Raw genomic sequence first — 19,467 nt, forward strand, 5'->3', positions numbered from 1 at the left:
CGCCGCGCCCCCGCCGGAACCGGGGGAAGCTGATCGCGGGGCTGGTCGTGGCCGGCATGGTGCTGTTCTGGGTCGCCTTCGCGGGGCTGGGTGCGTTCTTGTCCGCGTCCGATACGGGGACGAGGAGCGGCGGTCCGGGTGGGACGGCGGCAGGGAGGGGGAGCAAGGACGGCAAGCGGCCGGAGCCCGAGCCGGCCACCTACAGGGGTGTCAACCTGCCGGACGGGCACTTCCTCGCCCTGGGCGACCGGCCGCTGCGGCCCCGGGACCTGGACGAGGGCGGCGTCGTCTCGGAACTGACCTACCTGAGCGGGTTCGTGGGCGGCGGGCGGCTCGGCATCGACGAGCCCAACGGCAAGATGGCCCTGCTGGAGCGCTCGCAGAAGGGGACGCTGGCGACCTGCCGCGCGGAGACGCGGTTCGTCGACGACGTACAGGTCAAGCGGCTCGCGCCCGGCGCCCGGCTCTGTGTCCGCACCAGCACCGGGCACGTCGCCCTCGTCACCTACCGGGGCCACTCCCCGGAGTCGGCCCCGAGCGACTACGTGAAGCTGGACGTCACCGTGTGGCGGAACGCCATCGAGGCCGAGGACGGGTGAGCCGGCTGGCGGGCCGGCGGGCGGGTCGGCGGTCGGGGCCCGCTACTGTCCGTTCGTTCCGTTGCCCGAGGTGGCCAGCGCCGCCGACAGGTCGGCGGCGACCTCGTGCAGCAGGGGCACGAACTTGTCGGTGGCCGCGTCCGTGACGCGGCCGGCCGGGCCCGAGATGGAGATCGCCGCGGAGGTGGGGGAGTCGGGCACGGAGACGGCGATGCAGCGCACGCCGATCTCCTGCTCGTTGTCGTCGGTGGCGTACCCGGCTTCGCGCACGTGCGCCAGGGCCTCCAGGAAGCCCTCGGGTGTGGTGATCGTCTTCTCGGTCGCGGCGGGCATGCCCGTCCGGGCGAGGAGGGCCCGCACCTGGTCGTCGGGGGTGTGCGCGAGCAGCACCTTGCCGACGCCGGTGGAGTGGGGCAGTACGCGCCGTCCCACCTCGGTGAACATCCGCATCGAGTGGCGGGAGGGGACCTGCGCGACGTAGACGACCTCGTCGCCGTCCAGCATCGCCATGTTCGCCGTCTCGCCGGTCTCCTCCACCAGCCGTGCCAGGTAGGGGCGGGCCCAGGTGCCCAGCAGCCGGGAGGCGCTCTCGCCGAGGCGGATGAGGCGGGGGCCGAGCGCGTAGCGGCGGTTGGGCTGCTGGCGGACGTAGCCGCAGGAGACCAGGGTGCGCATCAGGCGGTGGATGGTGGGCAGCGGCAGGCCGCTGGTGGTCGACAGCTCGCTGAGCCCGACCTCGCCCCCGGCATCGGCCATCCTCTCCAGCAGGTCGAAGGCCCGCTCGAGGGACTGCACCCCGCCGGATGCGGCAGGGGCCGTGGCAGCCTGGGCTGCGGCGGCGGTGGGCTTGCGCTCTGCGGACGGCGGCACGTCGCGTTCCTTTCCTGGCCTGCGGTCAGGCGCATGGTATCGGGGGGCGGGGGCCCGGGGGACCGCCTCCCGCTGTTCGCCCTGCCCGGACACGCCCCGGCACAGACGCCGATCAGCTTCTGTATGGCGAAATCCTAGTTCCATTTTGTGGACTTCTCCAAGGGGAGAACCCTTGACTGGCCCCTCCGGCCGGATGAAGATTCGTTTCCACCACCCGTTTCAACAGAACGTTGAAGGTGTTTGAAGGAGGCCGGTTTGTCCGATGTGCGGCTCGTCCTGCGCTCCCGGCGCGTCCTCACCCCCGAGGGCGAGCGTCCGGCGACCGTCACCGTGAACGGTGCCGGCCGGATCGCCGAGGTCCTGGCGTACGACGCCGAGACACCACCCGGCGCCGCCGTCGAGGACGTCGGGGAGGACGCGCTGCTGCCCGGCCTGGTCGACACCCACGTCCACGTCAACGACCCGGGCCGCTCCGAGTGGGAGGGCTTCTGGACGGCCACCCGGGCCGCGGCGGCCGGCGGCATCACCACCCTCATCGACATGCCGCTCAACTCCCTCCCGCCGACCACCACCGCCGAGAACCTGCGGATCAAGCGCGAGGTCGCCGAGCCCAAAGCCCATGTGGACGTCGGTTTCTGGGGCGGTGCCATCCCCGGCAACGTGGCTCAGCTGCGCCCCCTGCACGAGGCCGGGGTCTTCGGCTTCAAGTGCTTCCTCTCGCCCTCCGGGGTGGAGGAGTTCCCGGAGCTGGACCGGGAGCAGCTCTCCGCCGCCATGGCGGAGATCGCCTCCTTCGACGGGCTGCTCATCGTGCACGCCGAGGACCCGGGACGGCTGTCGGCCGCCCCGCAGAAGGGCGGCCCCGCCTACGCCGACTTCCTCGCCTCCCGCCCCCGCTCGGCCGAGAACGACGCCATCGCGCTGCTGATCGAGCTGGCCGCCGAGCACGGCTGCCGCGTCCACGTCCTGCACCTCTCCTCCAGCGACGCCCTCCCGATGCTGGCCAAGGCCCGCGCCGAGGGGCTGCGCCTGACCGCCGAGACGTGCCCGCACTTCCTCACCCTCACCGCCGAGGAAGTCCCCGACGGCGCCACCGAGTTCAAGTGCTGCCCGCCCATCCGCGAGAAGGAGAACCAGGACGCGCTGTGGCAGGGCCTGGCCGACGGCACCCTGGACTGCGTCGTCTCCGACCACTCGCCCTGCACCGCCGACCTGAAGACCCCCGACTTCGGCACCGCGTGGGGCGGCATCTCCTCCCTCCAGCTCGGCCTGCCCGCCGTCTGGACCGAGGCGCGCCGCCGCGGACTGGCCCTCACCGACGTCGTCCGCTGGATGTCCGAGGCCCCGGCCCGCCTGGCCGGGCTCGACGCCAAGGGCGCCATCGCCCCCGGCCGCGACGCCGACTTCGCCGTCCTGGCGCCCGACGAGACCTTCACAGTGGACCCGGCCCGCCTCCACCACCGCAACCAGGTGACCGCCTACGCGGGCAGGACGCTGCACGGCGTTGTGCGCTCCGCGTGGCTGCGCGGCGAGCGCGTCGCCGACCACGGGCATCCCGCCGGAAAGACCGGCCGACTGATCGAAAGGAAGTCCGTATGACAGCGGCGCAGCCCGCCGGAATACCCAGCTACACCGGAGACGCGCAGCCTTACCGGGGCGGCGACACCTACGCCGACTACCGCGCGCCCCAGGCCGGGTTCCCGTTCGCCGGCCTCCCCGACCTGGCCGACCGCAGACTGGGCGCCACTGTCATCGCCGCCAACGACGAGTTCTTCGCCGAGCGGGAGAACCTGCTCAACCCGGAGCGCGCCGAGTTCGACCCGCACGCCTTCCAGCACAAGGGCAAGGTCATGGACGGCTGGGAGACCCGCCGTCGCCGCGGCCCCTCCGGCGAGGTCCCGCACCCGTCCGACGACGACCACGACTGGGCGCTGATCAAGCTGGGCGCCCCCGGCGTGATCCGCGGACTGGTCGTCGACACCGCGCACTTCCGCGGCAACTACCCGCTGGCCGTCTCCGTCGAGGGCACCTGCGTCGAGGGCGCGCCCTCCCCCGAGGAACTGCTCGCGGACGACGTGAAGTGGACGACCCTGGTCGCGCGCACCCCCGTGGGCGGGCACGCCGCCAACGGCTTCGCCGTCACCGAGGAGAAGCGCTTCACCCACCTGCGGCTGCGCCAGTACCCCGACGGCGGCATCGCGCGGCTCCGGGTGCACGGCGAGGTCGTCGCGGACCCGGCATGGCTCACCGCGCTGGGGACCTTCGACCTGGTGGCGCTGGAGAACGGCGGCCTGGCCGAGGACGCCTCGGACCGCTTCTTCTCCCCTCCGGTCAACAGCATCCTGCCGGGCCGCTCGCAGAAGATGGACGAGGGCTGGGAGACCCGCCGCCGCCGCGACAAGGGCAACGACTGGGTCGGCTACGTCCTGGCCGGGCAGGGCCGTATCCGCGCCGTCGAGCTGGACACCGCCTGCTACCGGGGCAACGCGGCCGGCTGGGTCGCCCTGGTCGGCAAGGACGGCGAGGAGGGCGAGTGGACCCCACTGCTGCCCCGCACCCGCCTGCAGCCCGACACCATCCACCGGTTCCTGCTCGAAGACGCCCCGCCGGTCACCCACGTGCGGATGGACATCTACCCGGACGGCGCCGTGGCCCGCCTCCGTCTCCACGGCTCCCTCACCGAGGAGGGCGCCCGCCGACTGGCCGCCCGCCACGCCGAGTTGAGCTGACGCCGAACCGAGCTGAAACCGAACTCGGCCCAGGCCGGGCCGAGCCTGCGCCGAGCCGTGCTGACGCCGGGCCGCCGGAGGGGTGAACGCCCCCTCCGGCGGAGGGTGAACGGCCCGCAAAATTCCGTGACTTGGCATTGACATGCCATCTACGCGCGTCACCATGGATGCCATGAGATTCCCCCCACGAATCAGTCGCATCGGTGCCGCCGGAGCCCTCGCCGCCGCCCTGCTCGCGGGCGGCCCCGTCCTCACCACGGCCAGTGCCGCGCCGGCCCACCCGGTGGCGGCCACGCAGCAGGTCTCCGTCGCCGCGGTCGGCGACATCTGCCTCTCGAAGCTGCCGCCGGAGGCCCACGAGACCCTGGATCTCATCGAACAGGGCGGCCCCTACCCCTATCCGCAGGACGGCACCGTCTTCCAGAACCGTGAAGGCGTCCTGCCGGACCAGCCCGAGGGCTACTACCACGAGTACACCGTGGAGACCCCGGGCTCCGACGACCGCGGCGCCCGCCGCATCGTCACCGGTGACAAGGAGCAGGAGGACTACTACACGGCCGACCACTACGCGTCCTTCGACCTGGTCGACCACAGCTGCTGAGGCCCGCCCGCCGACCGGCGGCCGTCGTCCCGCGAAGGGACGGCGGCCGCCGCTTTGCGTGTAACGTTCGGCTCTCTCCCGGTACCGGTGCCCCCCAGGGGGTGGCTAACGCGCCGTGAACGGGTAACGTTCCCCACAGAGAGTGAGGCATCGGCGGTAGATTTGGGGAGTTACCGGTGAGAAACGGCCCGGAGGCGGTTACCTGCGGTGAGGCCATGCTGCTGATGCTCGCCGAGCCCGGCCTCCCACTGGAACGCGCCACCCATTTCCGGCGATCCGTCGCCGGTGCGGAGTCCAACGTCGCGGCGGGCCTCGCCAGGCTGGGCCACTGGGCCCGCTGGATCGGCCGCGTCGGGGACGACCCCGCGGGGGAGGCGGTGCTGCGCGAACTGCGGGCCGACGGCGTGGACGTCTCGTGCGCCGAGATGGACCCCGAGTCGCCCACCGGCCTCCTGATGCGCGACAGCCACCCCGACCGCGCCATCGACGTCCAGTACTACCGCTCCGGTTCGGCCGCCTCCCTGCTCAGCCCCGCGCAGATCACCCCGGAGGCGCTGGCCGGTGTGCGGCTCGTCCACGTCACCGGGATCACGCCGATGCTCTCCGAGGACGCCGAGCGGGCCACGCACGCGCTCGTGGAGCGCGCCCGGCAGGCGGGCGCCACCGTCTCCTTCGACCCCAACGTCCGCCGCAAACTGGGCACCGACCACGAGTGGATACGGCGCGTCGGCCCGCTGCTGCGCGAGGCCGACCTCGTGCTCGCGGGGGAGGACGAGCTGGAACTGCTGCTGGGCGCGGGCCCCGAGGAGGGCGCCAAGGCGCTGCTGACGCTGGGCCGCGCCAGCACCGTCGTCGTCAAGCACCGCGACCACACCGCCGTCGCGCACACCGCGGAGGGCCGGTGGCGCCAGGAGCCGTTCGACGTCCCCGTCGTGGACCCGGTGGGCGCCGGTGACGCGTTCGCCGCCGGCTGGCTCTCCGCGCGGCTGCGCGGGCTCGACCAGCAGCGCTCGCTCGCCGAGGCGGCGTGCGTGGCCGCGCTGGTCGTCCAGGCGCCGGGCGACACCGACGGGCTGCCCACGGCCACGGCCCGCGACCGCGCGCTCGCGGCCTTCACCCACGGGGCCGACCCGGTCAACCGCTGACCCGGCCCCCATTCCACGGCCCCGCGCCCCGGGCGCGACCGGGCGCATCCGCGCCCCCAGGCACACCCGGCGAGTCCTCGCCGGCACCGCAGAAACGAAGAGAGGCGGCGAACTGCCGTGTACCGCTGGGAGATCACCCAAGCAGCGCTGGCACAGCGCGTCTTCGCCATCGTCCGCGCGGACAGCTACGAGAAGGCCACCGCCACGGCGGACATCCTGCTCGGCGCCGGACTCACCAGCATGGAGATCTCGCTCACCACGCCGTACGCACTCGAAGCGATCAGCACGCTGCGCCGGGAGACCGGTGACGAGACGGTGATCGGCGCCGGGACGGTGCTCGACGGGGCCGCCGCCCGGCAGGCCGTGGACGCGGGTGGGCACTTCCTCGTCTCGCCGAGCCTGGACGAGGAGGTCATACGCACCGGACACCGCTACGGGATACCCGTCTTCCCGGGGGTGGCGACCCCCACCGAGATGGTCAGGGCGCTGGAGCTGGGCGCCGACGGACTCAAGCTCTTCCCGGCCTCGGCGCACGGCCCCCGGTGGCTGCGGGACGTCAGGGCCGCACTGCCCCAGGCGCCCGTGCTGCCGACCGGCGGCGTCACCGTGGAGACGGCTCCCGAGTGGATCGCCGCGGGGGCGGTGGCCTGCGGCATGGGGTCCGCGCTCACCGAGGGCGACCGCGAGGTGGTCGCCAAGCGGGTCACCGCCCTGCTGCAGCGGCTGGAGGACGCGGCACCGGCCAAGGACGGCGCCTGCCGCTGACGGTACCGGCGGAAACCGGCCGGACGAGCGGCCGGAGCCGGCTGGACCGCCGACGGGAGCCGGCCGGACCGCCGACGAGGGCGGGCCGGAGCGTCCACGGGAGCGGGCCGGACCGCCGACCGCGGCCGGCTGGCCGGAACCGGCTGGTGAGGGGGGCGGTTCAGCGCGGCAGCTCGTACCCTCCCGGCATGACTGACCAGAGCGTGAGGGACCTGAGTCCGGATGCGGACGGCATCGTCGATCTGGCCGCGCTGGGGGAGGACTTCGTCCGCGACCCGTACCCGGTCTACGCCGCGCTGCGCGCGCGGGGGCCCGTCCACCACGTCCGCACCCCGGAGGGCTCCCCCGCCTGGCTGGTGCTGGGCCACGAGGCGGCACGCGCGGTGCTGCGCGACGACCGGCTCTCCAAGGACTGGTCCAACGCGGCGCCGGACGCCGGCCTGTCGGTCTCCGTCGGCCACCACATGCTCATCGCCGACCCGCCCGACCACACGCGACTGCGCAAGCTGGTGGCGAGTCAGTTCACCCCGCGCCGCGTCGCGGCACTCGAACCGCGCGTCCGCGAGGTGACCTCGCACCTGCTGGACACCATGCTGGCCGCGCCCGGACAGCGCGGCGACCTGGTGCGCTCGCTCGCCTTCCCGCTCCCCATCGCGGTGATCAGCGAACTGCTGGGCGTGCCGGACCTGGAGCGCGACCGGTTCCGGCAGTGGTCCGACCAGGTCCTGGGCGCCGGACCCCGGGAGGAGAGGCTGGCCTCCAAGCGCGCGCTGGACGGCTTTCTGCGCGCACTGCTGGAGCGCCACCGTGCCCGGCCGGGCGACGACCTGCTCAGCGCCCTGATCCGCACCAGCGACGAGGACGGCGACCGGCTCTCCGCCGACGAACTGCTGGGCACGGCGTGGCTGTTGCTGGTCGCCGGGTACGAGACGACCGTCGGCCTCATCGCCAACGGCGCCCTCGCCCTGCTGAGGCACCCCGACCAGCTCGCCGCACTGCGTGCCGACCCGGCGCTCCTCGACGGCGCCGTCGAGGAGATGCTGCGCTACGACGGCCCCGTGGAGATCGCCACCTTCCGCTTCACCACCGGACCGGTGGAGATCGCCGGGACGGTCATCCCGGGCGGCGGCCGGGTGGTGCTCCCGGTGCTGGCCGACGCCGGCCGCGACCCCGCCCGCTTCCCGGCCGGCGACCGCTTCGACATCCGCCGCGAGGCGCACGGCCACCTGGCGTTCGGCCACGGCATCCACTTCTGCCTGGGCGCGCCCCTGGCCCGGCTGGAGGCCCGGGTCGCCTTCGAGATGCTGCTGGAGCGCACCTCGTGCCTGGAGCTGGACGCCCACCCCGCGGCGCTGGAGTGGCGGGAGGGCACGCGGCTGCGCGGGGTGAAGAGCCTGCCGGTGCGCTGGAGGAGCTGAGGGCGCCGGACGGGGCGGAACCGGACCGTGTGCCTCCGCTGGCGCCGTTTCCGTGCGGCCCGCCCGCTCCTTTCGCGGGTTCCGGGTGGGTTGCGGAAAGGCCTTCCGGAGAGCCGCGGCGTCCGGCCCGCTGGTCTGGACCGGCTGCGTAGGCTACGGACATGCGCATCAGCCAGTGCCGGGAAGAAGACGTCGAACTGCTCGACACGCACATGCCTTTCCGGGGCGCGACCTCGCACCACCGGGAGCGTTACACGAGGCAGCGGGAGGGGTTGGGCACGTTCCTCGTCGCCTGGCGCGAGGGGATACCGGTGGGCAGCTGCGAGGTCCGCTGGCAGGGGTGCGCGGCGCCCGAGGTCCGGGCCGCCCACCCCGGCTGCCCCGAGGTGAACGGGCTCGGCGTGTGGCCGGAGACCCTGCGCTCCCAGGGCATCGGCACGGCCCTCATCCGCGAGGCGGAGCGGCTGGCCGGCCGGCGGGCGTGCGAGGTCATCGGGCTGGGGGTGGAGAAGAACAACCCGCGCGCGCACGCGCTCTACCGCAGGCTCGGCTATCTGCCCTCGGTCCCGTACCTGGACTGCTGGGGTTACGAGGACGGCGCGGGGGTGGCGCACCGGGTCGCCGACGCGTGCGTCTTCATGGTCAAGAGGCTGTGATCCGCCGGCCCGGCCCCCGCCGGCCTCCCGGTCGGCTTGTCCTTTCGTCCTGACAATCGAATGTACGGTTTCCGGGGCCCGGGAAGGGCACTACTCTCCCACCGTGGCCAAGAATGATCCGGTGGACCTGCAGCTCAGCGTGGACCGTGCCAGCCCCGTCCCGCTCTACTTCCAGCTCGCGCAGCAGCTGGAGAGCGCCATCGAGCACGGGGCGCTGGCGCCGGGCAGCCTGCTGGGCAACGAGATCGAGCTGGCGGGCCGCCTGGGCCTCTCCCGTCCCACTGTCCGGCAGGCCATCCAGTCGCTCGTGGACAAGGGGCTGCTGGTGCGGCGGCGCGGTATCGGGACCCAGGTCGTGCACAGCCAGGTCAAGCGCCCCATGGAGCTGAGCAGCCTCTACGACGATCTGGAGGCGGCCGGGCAGCGCCCCGCCACCCAGGTGCTGCGCGAGAGCGTGGAGGAGGCCACGGCCGAGGTGGCCGCCGCGCTGTCCGTGCCCGAGGGTGCCCAGGTCCGGCTGGTGGAGCGGCTGCGGCTCACCCACGGCGAGCCGATGGCCTACATGCGCAACCATCTGCCGGTGGATCTGCTGTCCCTGGAGCGGGCCGAGCTGGAGTCGACGGGGCTCTACCGGCTCATGCGGGCCGCCGGTGTGACCTTGCACTCGGCCCGGCAGACGGTGGGCGCGCGGGTCGCCGACGAGGCGGAGGCCCGGCTGCTGGGGGAGTCGGTGGGGGCGCCGCTGCTGACGATGCAGCGCACGACGTACGACGACACGGGACGGCCCGTCGAGTACGGGTCCCATCTGTACCGTGCGTCACGGTACGCCTTCGATTTCCAGTTGCTGGTGCGGCCATGAGGGGACGGACACCCGGAGGGGGTCTGTTCCGGCCAGTGTGTCGGATACTTGTGCGAGGTTGACGACCGTTTCCTTTTCGAGTTCCGTTTCGAGAGAGCAGGACAGGGTGACCAGCGTGCAGAGGTCCCGCGGATCCATACGTGCGATCGGGGCCATGACGGCGGCGGTGACCGTCGTGGTGGCCACGCTTGCCGGGTGCAGCAGCACCGGCGGCAAGCGGGCGGAGGAGGCGCGCGAGCAGGCGGCCTCCGGCAAGGCCAACGTCACCACGCCCCGCTGGAAGTTCGCCATGGTCACGCACTCCGGCGAGGGCGACACCTACTGGGACATCGTGCAGAGCGGCGCCAAGCAGGCCGCCGCCAAGGACAACATCGAGTTCCTCTACTCGCACGACAAGGAGGCGGGCCGCCAGGCGCAGCTCGTCCAGACGGCGATCGACAAGAAGGTCGACGGGCTGATCGTCACGCTCGCCAAGCCGGACGCCATGAAGGCGGTAGTCAAGAAGGCGGTCAAGGCGGGCATTCCGGTCGTCACCGTCAACTCCGGCCAGGAGGTCTCCCGTGACGTCGGCGCCCTGACCCACATCGGCCAGGACGAGGTCCTCGCGGGCGAGGCCGTCGGCCGCGAGCTGAACGAGCGCGGGAAGAAGAAGGCCCTGTGCGTCCTGCACGAGCAGGGCAACGTCGGCCACGAGCAGCGCTGCGACGGCATCAAGAAGACCTTCGACGGCAAGGTCGAGAACCTGTACGTGGACGGCACCAACATGCCGGGCGTCCAGTCCTCAGTGGAGGCCAAGCTCCAGTCCGACAAGAAGGTGGACGCCGTCGTCACGCTCGGCGCCCCGTTCGCCGCCACCGCCGCCGAGGCCCGCAAGGACGCGGGCAGCGACGCCGAGATCGACACCTTCGACCTCAACGCCAAGGTGGCCGCCGGCCTCAAGGACGGCACCATCGGCTTCGCCGTCGACCAGCAGCCCTACATGCAGGGCTACGAGGCCGTCGACCTGCTGTGGCTGTACCGCTACAACGCCGACATGCTCGGCGGCGGCAAGCCGGTGCTCACCGGGCCGCAGATCCTCACGAAGAAGGACGCGGCCAAGCTGGAGGAGCTGACGAAGCGGGGGACCCGATGACGGTCACGACAGAACCCGGCGACGCGCAGAGCGCCGAGGGCACGGCCGGCCCCCAGAACCCCCCGCCGCCCGCCGGGACCGACGAGCGGCTGGTGCACCGCCCGCTGCCGGTGCGGCTGCTGCGGCGGCCCGAGCTGGGCGCCGTGGTGGGCGCGATAGCCCTGTTCGTCTTCTTCGCCGTGGTCGCCGACAGCTTCCTGCGGGCCTCCAGCCTCTCCACGGTGCTCTACTTCTCCTCCACCATCGGGATCATGGCGGTGCCGGTGGCGCTGCTGATGATCGGCGGCGAGTTCGACCTGTCGACCGGCGTGATGGTGACGTCCTCCGCGCTGGTCTCCTCGATGTTCAGCTACCAGATGACGGCCAACACCTGGGTGGGTGTCGGGGTCTCGCTGCTGGTCACCCTGGCCATCGGGTTCTTCAACGGCTTCATGCTCACCCGGACGAAGCTGCCCAGCTTCATCATCACGCTGGCCACCTTCCTGATGCTGACGGGCCTCAACCTCGGTCTGACCAAGGTGATCAGCGGCACTGTCGCCACCAAGAGCATCAGCGACATGGAGGGCTTCGACTCGGCCCGCGCGGTGTTCGCCTCCACGCTCACCGTCGGCAGCGTCGACATCCAGATCACGGTGCTGTGGTGGCTGCTGCTGGTGGCCGTCGCCACCTGGATCCTGCTGCGCACCAGCGCCGGGAACTGGATCTTCGCCGTCGGCGGCGGCGTGGACGCGGCCCGCGCGGTCGGCGTCCCGGTGGCCCGCACGAAGATCGGCCTGTACCTGGGCGTCGCCTTCGCCGCCTGGATCTCCGGCCAGCACCTGCTGTTCACCTACGACACCGTCCAGTCCGCCGAGGGCGTCGGCAACGAGCTGATCTACATCGCCGCCGCCGTCATCGGCGGCTGCCTGCTGACCGGTGGTTACGGCTCGGCCATCGGCGCCGCCGTGGGCGCCCTCATCTTCGGCATGGCCAACAAGGGCATCGTCTACGCGCAGTGGAACCCGGACTGGTTCAAATTCTTCCTCGGCGCGATGCTGCTGCTCGCGACGCTGCTGAACGCGTGGATCAGGAAGCGGGCGGAGGCGACCCGATGAGCGAGGAGATCATGAGCGAGGCCACCACCGGGGACACCGCCGCGGGGGACGGTCCGGCCGGTGACCAGGCGCCCGGGAGCGGGCCCCTGGTGGAGCTGAGCGGCGTCAGCAAGTTCTACGGCAACATCCGCGCCCTGGAGGACGTCTCCCTCCGGGTCGGCGCCGGTGAGATCACCTGCGTGCTCGGCGACAACGGTGCGGGCAAGTCCACCCTCATCAAGATCATCTCGGGTCTGCACCAGCACGACGAGGGCACCTTCCGCATCCAGGGCGAGGAGACCCGCCTCGCCTCCCCGCGCGAGGCGCTGGACCGCGGCATCGCCACCGTCTACCAGGACCTCGCCGTCGTCCCCCTGATGCCGGTGTGGCGCAACTTCTTCCTCGGCTCCGAGCCGACCGTCGGCCGGGGCCCGCTGCGCCGCATGGACGTCCAGCGCATGCGCCGCACCACCCACAGCGAACTGCTGCGCATGGGCATCGACCTGCGGGACGTCGACCAGCCCATCGGCACCCTCTCGGGCGGCGAACGCCAGTCGGTCGCCATCGCGCGAGCGGTGCACTTCGGGGCGAAGGTGCTGGTGCTGGACGAGCCGACGGCGGCCCTCGGCGTCAAGCAGAGCGGCGTCGTCCTCAAGTACGTCGCCGCCGCGCGGGACGCCGGGCTGGGTGTCGTGCTCATCACGCACAACCCCCACCACGCCCACCTGGTCGGCGACCGCTTCGTGCTGCTGAAGCGGGGCACCATGGCCGGTGCCTTCGAGAAGGCCGAGCTGGAACTGGAGGAGCTGGTGCGCCAGATGGCGGGCGGCTCCGAACTGGAAGAGCTGAGCCACGAGCTGCGGCGCTGAGCCGTCCCGTCCCACCAGGGCGGGCCGGGCGGTGCCCCGGGGGCCGCGTCGTGCGGACCCCGGGGCACCCGGGCCCCGGACGACGTACCGTTGATCCCTGGCAGAATCGGGCGCGCCCGTAAGACCCCTCCCAGAGAGACGACCACTCTTGAACGCGGACAGCTTCCAGCGAGCAGACAGGGCAGACAGGGTCTACCGACGGCGTACCGCCCCCAGCGCCAGCGTCCTGAGAACCGTCAGCACCCGCGAGCGCCGCTCCCACCTGTCGGCCCCCCGCGTCCCCACCGTCGGCATCGACATCGGCGGGACCAAGGTCATGGCGGGCGTGGTGGACGCGGACGGCGCGATCCTGGAGAAGGTCCGCGCGGAGACGCCCGAGAAGTCCAAGAGCCCCAAGGTCGTCGAGGACACCATCGCCGAGCTGGTGCTCGACCTCTCGGACCGGCACGACGTGCACGCCGTCGGCATCGGCGCGGCGGGCTGGATCGACGCCGACCGCTCGCGGGTGCTGTTCGCCCCGCACCTGGCCTGGCGTGACGAACCCCTCAAGGACGCCCTCACCGCCCGCCTCGCCGTCCCGGTGATGGTCGACAACGACGCGAACACCGCCGCCTGGGGCGAGTGGCGCTTCGGCGCCGGCCGGGGCGAGGACCACCTGGTGATGATCACGCTGGGCACCGGCATCGGCGGCGCCATCCTGGAGGACGGCCGGGTCAAGCGCGGCAAGTACGGGGTCGCCGGGGAGTTCGGCCACATGCAGGTGGTCCCCGGCGGGCACCGCTGCCCGTGCGGCAACCGGGGGTGCTGGGAGCAGTACAGCTCGGGCAACGCGCTGGTCCGGGAGGCCCGGGAGCTGGCGGCGGCCGAGTCGCCCGTCGCCTACGGCATCATCGACCGCGTCGGCGGCCAGGTGGGCGACATCACCGGCCCCCTGATCACGGAACTGGCCCGCGGCGGTGACGCCATGTGCACGGAGCTGTTCCACGAGATCGGTTCCTGGCTGGGCGTCGGCCTCGCCAACCTCGCCGCCGCCCTGGACCCCTCCTGTTTCGTCATCGGCGGCGGCGTCAGCGCCGCCGACGAACTGCTGATCGAGCCGGCCAGGGAGGCCTTCCGCCGCCAGCTGACGGGGCGCGGCTACCGGCCCGAAGCCCGTATCGTGAAGGCACAGCTGGGGCCCGAGGCCGGTATGGTCGGTGCCGCGGATCTCGCCCGGCTGGTGGCCCGCCGCTTCAGACGAGCCAACCGCCGCCGCCTGGAGCGCTACGAGCGCTACGAGCGGGCGGCGGACAACCTGCGCCGGGCGGTGGGCCAGTGACCGCAGCGGCCACGCCCCACGCCCCATACCGGAACGTCCCCGACGCCGAAGACGCCCAGCGCCATGCCGCACACGGATGACACCCCCCGCTCCCACGAGACGCGCGAACGCCCACCGCACCGCCCGCGGCACCGGTTCCTCGTCCTGGCCGTCGTGGTCCTGCTGATCGCCCTGCCGGCCGGGTACCTCGTGCAGTCGGCGTTCCAGAGCCGGGCCAGCGGCAAGGACAAGGAGCGCGCCGCCGCCGCCACGGGCCTCGTCTACAACCGGCCGCCCAAGGTGAGCCAGCGGATCTACGACGTACCCGTACCGCTGTCGGCGACCCGCGTGGCCTTCTACGAGACGAACGCGTGGCAGAAGAGCACGATGTGGGTGGAGTTCCGCAGCGACCGCAAGCGGCTCCAGGAGTTCCTCGACGACATCGGCACCGGCAGGCTGGAGAAGGGCGAGGTGGCCGTCACCGAGAAGATGGCCACCGAGGTCGGCTGGCGGTTCGACGAGCCGCGCGGCCACTACTGGAGCACGGTCCACAAGCAGCCCGGCAGCCAGCCGGACCTGACGATCACCGTGGACAAGACGTACCCGGCCCGGCCGCACGTCTACGTCGTCTCCACCGCCCGGTTCTGACCGTCACGAGAGGCCGCCGCCTCCCACCGCCCCTCCACGGCTCCACCACGGCCCCCGGCCGCTCGTCCACGGCCTCTTCGCGGCCCCGGCACACCGCCTTCACGACCGCGCCCGCCGGCCCGCCCTCCCCACGCCCCGCGCTCCCGCGCCCGTGCGGGGCTCGATAGCGTGAACGCGTGAGTAACGGCCGCCCCACCCCCGACCCGTCCCGAACGTCCGCCCGAGGTGAAGCACGGTGACCCCCGCCAAGACGCTCCAGCACCGGACCGACGGACCCGACGGCGCCCCCGTCCTCGTCCTCGGTCCCGCCCTCGGCACCACCTGGCACATGTGGGACCGGCAGATCCCGGAGCTGACCCGGAACTGGCGCGTCCTCCGCTTCGACCTGCCCGGACACGGCGGCTCACCGGCCTACTCCGCCGACTCCGCCGACGCCTTCGCCGAGCGGCTGCTGGCCACCCTCGACACCCTGGGGATCGAGCGCTTCGGCTACGCGGGCTGCGCCCTCGGCGGCGCCATCGGCATCCAGCTCGCGCTGCGCGCCCCCCAGCGGGTCACCTCGCTGGCGCTGATCTCCTCCTCGCCCCGGTACGCCACCCCCGACAGCTGGCGGCAGCGCGGCGTCGTCATCCGCACCAACGGGCTCGACCCGATCGCGCGCACCACCCCCGACCGCTGGTTCACCCCCGGCTTCGCCGCGGCCCAGCCCGCCATCGTGGAGTGGGCGATCCAGATGGTGCGCACCACCGACCCGGGCTGCTACATCACGGCCTGCGAGGCGCTGGCCTCCTTCGACGCGAAGGAGTCGCTGGGCCGGATAGGGGTGGGCACGCTCGTCGTGGCGGGCGCCGAGGACCAGGTCACCCCGCCCGCCGAGGCCCGCGCGCTGGTGGCCGGCATCCCCGACGCGCGGCTCGCGATCGTGCCCGGGGCCTCCCATCTGACCCCCGTCGAGCAGCCGGGCGCCGTCACCGATCTGCTCATCCGGCACTTCACCACCACCTGGCAGGAGTCGGCCGCCGGGCCGCCCGCCCCCGCGCCGGTCATCAGCCCCGTACCGCCGCAGGTGTCCGCCGTGGCCGAGCTGGAGTCCGCCGAGCGGGCCGCGCTGCGCACCGACGCCTACGACGCGGGGACGAAGGTGCGCCGCGAGGTGCTCGGCGACGCCCACGTCGACCGCGTCCTGGAGGGCTCCGACGCCTTCACCGAGGAGTTCCAGCACTTCCTCACCCGGTACGTCTGGGGCGAGGTGTGGACCCGCACCGGACTCGACCGGCGCAGCCGTTCGGTGGTCGCCCTCACCGCGCTGGTGGCCCGCGGCCACGCCGACGAGCTGGCCCCCCACGTCCGCGCCGCGCTGCGCAACGGGCTCACCCCCGACGAGATCAAGGAGGTGCTGCTCCAGACGGCCGTCTACTGCGGTGTGCCCGCAGCCGACAGGGCCTTCGGTGTCGCCCAGCGCGTCATCCGCGAGGAGACCACCTACCAGGAGGACCACGGCGTGCCGGAGCAGAATGAGTCCCATGGGAACTGACGCGAACACCGACGCGCACGCCAGCGGGCCGAAGCTCGTCAAGAAGGGGCACTCCTGCGTCCGGCTGGAGAAGGACGGCCGCACGCTCGTCATCGACCCGGGCGGCTTCAGCGAGCCGGAGGCCGCGCTCGGCGCGGACGCGCTGCTGGTCACGCACGAGCATCCCGACCACTTCGACGAGCTGCGGCTGCGGGCCGCGATGGAGGCCGACCCCGGCGCTGAGATCTGGACGCTGCGCAGCGTCGCCGAGAGGATCTCCGGCGCCTTCCCGGGCCGCGTCCACACCGTCGGCCACGGTGACACGTTCGAGGCCGCCGGCTTCGAGGTCGAGGTGCACGGCGAGCTGCACGCCGTCATCCACCCCGACATGCCGCGCATCACCAATATCGGCTTCGTCGTCGACGGCCTGGTCTTCCACCCCGGCGACGCCCTGACCGTCCCCGAGCGCCCCGTCAAGACGCTGCTGCTGCCGGTGCACGCCCCCTGGAACAAGTTCTCCGAGGTCCTCGACTACGTCCGCGCCGTCAGCCCGGCGCAGGTCTACGACATCCACGACGGGCTCCTCAACGACAACGGCCTCGGCGTCCTGGGGCGCATGCTCGGCCAGGGCGGCCCCGGAACGGGTGGCGCGGCTCACGCCCACCTCCGGCCCGGGGAGCGTGTCGGACTGTCGCGGTAGCCTGCATTCTCCGGGGGACACCCCCCGTGGTCCCGACGGAGTCTGCATGCGTATCGCCACCTGGAACGTCAACTCGATAACAGCCCGCCTGCCGCGCCTGACCCAGTGGCTGGAGAGCGCACAGCCCGATGTGCTCTGCCTCCAGGAGCTGAAGGTGTCCGACGACGCCTTCCCGCAGCAGGAGCTGCGCGCCCTGGGCTACGAGTCGGTCGTCAGCGCCCAGGGCCGCTGGAACGGCGTGGCCGTCCTCTCCCGCGTCGGCATCGAGGACCCGGCCCTCAGCCTCCCCGGCGCGCCCGAGTGGGAGGGCACGGTCGAGGCCCGCGCCGCCGCCGCGACCTGCGGGGGCGTGCGCGTCTGGTCCCTGTACGTGCCCAACGGGCGTGAGGTCGGCCACCCGCACTACGAGTACAAGCTCCAGTGGCTGGCGGCGCTGCGGGACACCGCGGAGAAGTTCGCGACGGCCTCGACGCCCTTCGCGGTCCTCGGTGACTTCAACATCGCGCCGAGGGACGCCGACGTCCACGACATCGCGGAGTTCGCCGGGGCCACGCACGTGACCGCCCGGGAGCGGGAGGCGCTGGCGGCGCTGGAGGCCGCGGGCGTCTCGGACGTCTACCCCAGGCCGCTGAAGTACGACATCCCCTTCACCTACTGGGACTACCGCCAGCTGTGCTTCCCCAAGAACCGGGGCATGCGCATCGACCTGGTCCTGGGCAACGAGTCGTTCCGGGACGCGGTCACCGACGCCTATGTGGACCGCGAGGCCCGCAAGGGCAAGGGCGCCTCCGACCACGCCCCCGTGGTCGTCGACCTGGAGGTGTGAGGGGCGGGCCGCGCGGGGCGGGGCCGTCGCCGGAGGGGCTGTACGCGGCCCCTCCGGCCCCTCCAGCTCCTCCGGCCGCCCGGGAAGGGGCCGGGCCGGGGCTCAGCCGCTCAGAGCCTCCAGGTCGACGGACTCCGCGAGGGCCCGCAGCCCGGCGTCCCCGGGGTGCAGGTGATCGCCCGAGTCGTACTCCGGCAGCATCCGCGCGGGCCGGGACGGGTCCCGTACCGCGGCGTCGAAGTCGAGGACGGCGTCGAACGCGCCGCCGTTGTCCCGCACGAAGGCGTTGACGCGCTCCCGCCGCGCGTCGACCTCGGCCGTGCAGTCCTTGTAGCCCTCGCAGGGCGTGACCGTCGCCACCACGACCCGCAGCCCGCGCTCCCGCGCCCGGGCGGCGATCGCCCTCATCCCGTCGATGACCTCCTGCGCCGAGGCGCCCCACCGCACGTCGTTGATGCCCTCGAAGAGGACCACCGTCCGCGCGCCGGTCTGCGCCAGCACGTCCCGCTCCAGCCGGTGCTGGGCGCTGACGCCGGCCGTGTCGGTGCTCACGCCGTCACCGGAGTAGCGGTCGGTCACCACGCGGTTGGCGGAGATGCCGTGGTTGAGGACGCCGAACCGGGGCACCTCGCGCTGGTCCAGCAGACGGCGGGCCAGCACGTTGGGCCAGCGCCTGTTGGCGCCCTCGGTGGAGCGGACGCCGTCGGTGATCGAGTCCCCGAGGGCGACGATTGAGCCGGGCCCGCCCCGCACGTCGACACCGGTCAGGAAGGGCCACATCGACAGGGAGCGGGTGAAGGCCCCGCCCTCGGTGTCCCCGGTGCGGTCGCCGCTGCCGCCCTCGCTCAGATAGGAGCGCTGGAGGGCCTCGCTGTGCACGGGCGCGGCGCCGACCGGGTCGGGCAGATGGATGCTGACCAGCAGGTCGGCGTCCTCGGGGACGTCGAAGCCGACCGGGTCGCTGACGGCCCGGGCGCCCGCCGGGACGCGGGTGCCGGCCTGCCCGCCGTGGAAGGTGAGGGGCACGGGGCGGCCCTCGGCCGCGGCGCCGTCCCGGCGGACGGCGAGGGAGGCGTGCCCGATGCGCACGGGCTGGGCGGCGAAGGTGTTCTCCAGCCGGATCCGGGCCGCGGGACCGCCGATGGAGGTGTGGACGACGAGCCGCAGTGTCTGGTCCCGCCACCGCCCGACCCCGGTGTAGCCGCCGGTGGAGGCGGACCAGGTGCCCGTCCAGCCCCCGGCCGCCGGGCGTACGGCCAGATCGAAGACGTGCAGGTCGGCGTCGGCGCCCGGGTCCCCAGGGAGGGTGACGGAGTGGACGGCGCGACCGCGGGCGAGGGGGACTGTCACCGCGTACAGCCGGGCCTTTTCGGTCAGCTGGGTGCCCTGCCGGGTGTTGACGTGGGGGAGGGCGACGGCCTTGGTGGCGAGCGGACCGCCGCGCCAGTCGCCCGCCGTGAGGGTGTAGCCGGTGCGGGAGCCGTCCTTGTAGCGGATGGTGCCCCGGCCGCTGACGGCGTCCGCCGGGCCGTGCGGGGAGGTGGCGGCCACCAGGAAGGAGAGGGCGTCGCCACGGCCGCCCACGCGGACCTGCTGGCCGTCGGCGCGGACGTTGTCGGGCCGGCCGGGGGCGCGGTCGGGCCGGCGCAGTTCGGCCGCGTCCAGGTCGAGCCGGGCGCCGGGCTCCCAGCCGGCGGCCTTCAGGTCCTGGGCGGACAGCGAGCGGCCCGCGCCGTCGAAGTCGGCGGCGTCCGGCGCGGTGTCGTC

The 19,467-nt window shown here is 73.1% G+C and carries 18 protein-coding genes and 1 pseudogene; 17 read left to right on the forward strand and 2 right to left on the reverse strand.

Going from position 1 to position 19,467, the window contains the following annotated elements:
- Positions 1 to 599 (forward strand): annotated as a pseudogene (locus tag FM076_RS26465) (serine/threonine protein kinase); the annotation flags it as partial.
- Positions 600 to 641: 42 nt separating this feature from the next.
- Here the strand turns inward: FM076_RS26465 and FM076_RS26470 are convergent.
- Complete coding sequence (locus FM076_RS26470; protein ID WP_173873408.1) at positions 642 to 1,469, reverse strand: IclR family transcriptional regulator domain-containing protein; 828 nt, start codon at positions 1,467 to 1,469, stop codon at positions 642 to 644.
- Positions 1,470 to 1,724: 255 nt separating this feature from the next.
- Between FM076_RS26470 and allB the strand changes: the two genes are divergently transcribed.
- From allB to FM076_RS26550, 16 genes are all read left to right on the forward strand, one after another.
- A complete protein-coding gene (gene allB, locus FM076_RS26475; RefSeq protein ID WP_173873409.1) occupies positions 1,725 to 3,068 on the forward strand; it encodes an allantoinase AllB in 1,344 nt (447 codons plus the stop codon).
- On the forward strand, positions 3,065 to 4,198 hold the full coding sequence (gene alc / locus FM076_RS26480; protein WP_173873410.1) for an allantoicase: 1,134 nt from the start codon (positions 3,065 to 3,067) through the stop codon (positions 4,196 to 4,198). Before allB ends, alc begins: the two co-directional genes overlap by 4 nt.
- Before the next feature lie 172 nt (positions 4,199 to 4,370).
- Positions 4,371 to 4,799 carry a ribonuclease domain-containing protein gene (locus FM076_RS26485; RefSeq protein ID WP_173873411.1) on the forward strand — a complete coding sequence of 143 codons (429 nt, stop codon included), beginning with the start codon at positions 4,371 to 4,373 and terminating at the stop codon, positions 4,797 to 4,799.
- A gap of 215 nt (positions 4,800 to 5,014) precedes the next feature.
- On the forward strand, positions 5,015 to 5,944 hold the full coding sequence (locus FM076_RS26490) for a sugar kinase (protein WP_173875025.1): 930 nt from the start codon (positions 5,015 to 5,017) through the stop codon (positions 5,942 to 5,944).
- 117 nt (positions 5,945 to 6,061) lie between these two features.
- Positions 6,062 to 6,709 (forward strand): bifunctional 4-hydroxy-2-oxoglutarate aldolase/2-dehydro-3-deoxy-phosphogluconate aldolase, encoded by a 648-nt coding sequence (locus tag FM076_RS26495; RefSeq protein ID WP_173873412.1) that lies wholly within the window; start codon positions 6,062 to 6,064, stop codon positions 6,707 to 6,709.
- A 188-nt stretch (positions 6,710 to 6,897) separates the two neighbouring features.
- Positions 6,898 to 8,127 carry a cytochrome P450 family protein gene (locus FM076_RS26500; protein WP_173873413.1) on the forward strand — a complete coding sequence of 410 codons (1,230 nt, stop codon included), beginning with the start codon at positions 6,898 to 6,900 and terminating at the stop codon, positions 8,125 to 8,127.
- 161 nt (positions 8,128 to 8,288) lie between these two features.
- Positions 8,289 to 8,783: a GNAT family N-acetyltransferase gene (locus tag FM076_RS26505; RefSeq protein ID WP_173873414.1), complete on the forward strand. Its 495-nt coding sequence runs from the start codon at positions 8,289 to 8,291 to the stop codon at positions 8,781 to 8,783.
- A 103-nt stretch (positions 8,784 to 8,886) separates the two neighbouring features.
- Positions 8,887 to 9,642, forward strand: coding sequence for a GntR family transcriptional regulator (locus FM076_RS26510; protein ID WP_428815038.1), 756 nt, complete (start codon positions 8,887 to 8,889; stop codon positions 9,640 to 9,642).
- Between the two features lie 154 nt (positions 9,643 to 9,796).
- Positions 9,797 to 10,774 carry a sugar ABC transporter substrate-binding protein gene (locus FM076_RS26515; protein WP_173873415.1) on the forward strand — a complete coding sequence of 326 codons (978 nt, stop codon included), beginning with the start codon at positions 9,797 to 9,799 and terminating at the stop codon, positions 10,772 to 10,774.
- Positions 10,771 to 11,868: an ABC transporter permease gene (locus FM076_RS26520; protein WP_173873416.1), complete on the forward strand. Its 1,098-nt coding sequence runs from the start codon at positions 10,771 to 10,773 to the stop codon at positions 11,866 to 11,868. Before FM076_RS26515 ends, FM076_RS26520 begins: the two co-directional genes overlap by 4 nt.
- Positions 11,865 to 12,716 (forward strand): ATP-binding cassette domain-containing protein, encoded by an 852-nt coding sequence (locus FM076_RS26525; protein WP_428815039.1) that lies wholly within the window; start codon positions 11,865 to 11,867, stop codon positions 12,714 to 12,716. Before FM076_RS26520 ends, FM076_RS26525 begins: the two co-directional genes overlap by 4 nt.
- A 226-nt stretch (positions 12,717 to 12,942) precedes the next feature.
- Positions 12,943 to 14,034 (forward strand): ROK family glucokinase, encoded by a 1,092-nt coding sequence (locus tag FM076_RS26530; RefSeq protein ID WP_173875028.1) that lies wholly within the window; start codon positions 12,943 to 12,945, stop codon positions 14,032 to 14,034.
- 63 nt (positions 14,035 to 14,097) lie between these two features.
- On the forward strand, positions 14,098 to 14,661 hold the full coding sequence (locus tag FM076_RS26535) for a hypothetical protein (RefSeq protein ID WP_173873417.1): 564 nt from the start codon (positions 14,098 to 14,100) through the stop codon (positions 14,659 to 14,661).
- Between the two features lie 235 nt (positions 14,662 to 14,896).
- Entirely contained in the window at positions 14,897 to 16,195 is a 1,299-nt protein-coding gene (locus FM076_RS26540) for an alpha/beta fold hydrolase (RefSeq protein ID WP_173873418.1), read from the forward strand.
- Entirely contained in the window at positions 16,185 to 16,874 is a 690-nt protein-coding gene (locus FM076_RS26545) for an MBL fold metallo-hydrolase (RefSeq protein WP_173873419.1), read from the forward strand. Before FM076_RS26540 ends, FM076_RS26545 begins: the two co-directional genes overlap by 11 nt.
- Before the next feature lie 46 nt (positions 16,875 to 16,920).
- Positions 16,921 to 17,700, forward strand: a complete 780-nt coding sequence (locus FM076_RS26550; RefSeq protein WP_173873420.1) for an exodeoxyribonuclease III — start codon at positions 16,921 to 16,923, stop codon at positions 17,698 to 17,700.
- A gap of 102 nt (positions 17,701 to 17,802) precedes the next feature.
- Here the strand turns inward: FM076_RS26550 and FM076_RS26555 are convergent.
- A partial coding sequence (locus FM076_RS26555; protein WP_173873421.1) for an SGNH/GDSL hydrolase family protein occupies positions 17,803 to 19,467 on the reverse strand: 1,665 nt, incomplete at its 5' end.

Origin of the sequence: Streptomyces albus subsp. chlorinus (assembly GCF_013302895.1) — a bacterium.
Classification (GTDB): domain Bacteria; phylum Actinomycetota; class Actinomycetes; order Streptomycetales; family Streptomycetaceae; genus Streptomyces; species Streptomyces chlorinus.